Below are 403 nucleotides of genomic sequence, written 5' to 3' on the forward strand. Positions count from 1 at the left end.
AACACACCAGGCACAACAGAAGTAGATGTGACAGTGACATATCCAGATGGAACAGAAGATCACATAAAAGTACCTGTAACAGTAGGAGAACAAGCAGACAATGGTGCTTACGAACCAACTACAGACGGTGTAACGAAAGATCATGGCACACCAACGACAACAGACGATGTAACAGGTTCAGTCACAATCCCAGACTATCCAACGGATAAAGAACAACCAACAATTACGGTGGATGACGAAACACAATTACCAGATGGCAATACACCAGGCACAACAGAAGTAGATGTGACAGTGACATACCCAGATGGAACAGAAGATCACATAAAAGTACCTGTAACAGTAGGAGAACAAGCAGACAATGATGCTTATGAACCAACAACAGACGGTGTAACAAAAGACAATG

At 42.7% G+C, this 403-nt stretch carries 1 protein-coding gene; it reads left to right on the forward strand.

All coding sequences use genetic code 11. From position 1 onward, the window contains the following. The coding region (locus LQ622_RS14910) for a Rib/alpha-like domain-containing protein (RefSeq protein ID WP_275590402.1) at window positions 1-403 on the forward strand (403 nt) is incomplete at both ends.

The organism is Mammaliicoccus sp. N-M50 (assembly GCF_022386995.1).
In the GTDB taxonomy this organism is placed as follows: Bacteria; Bacillota; Bacilli; order Staphylococcales; family Staphylococcaceae; genus Mammaliicoccus; species Mammaliicoccus sciuri_A.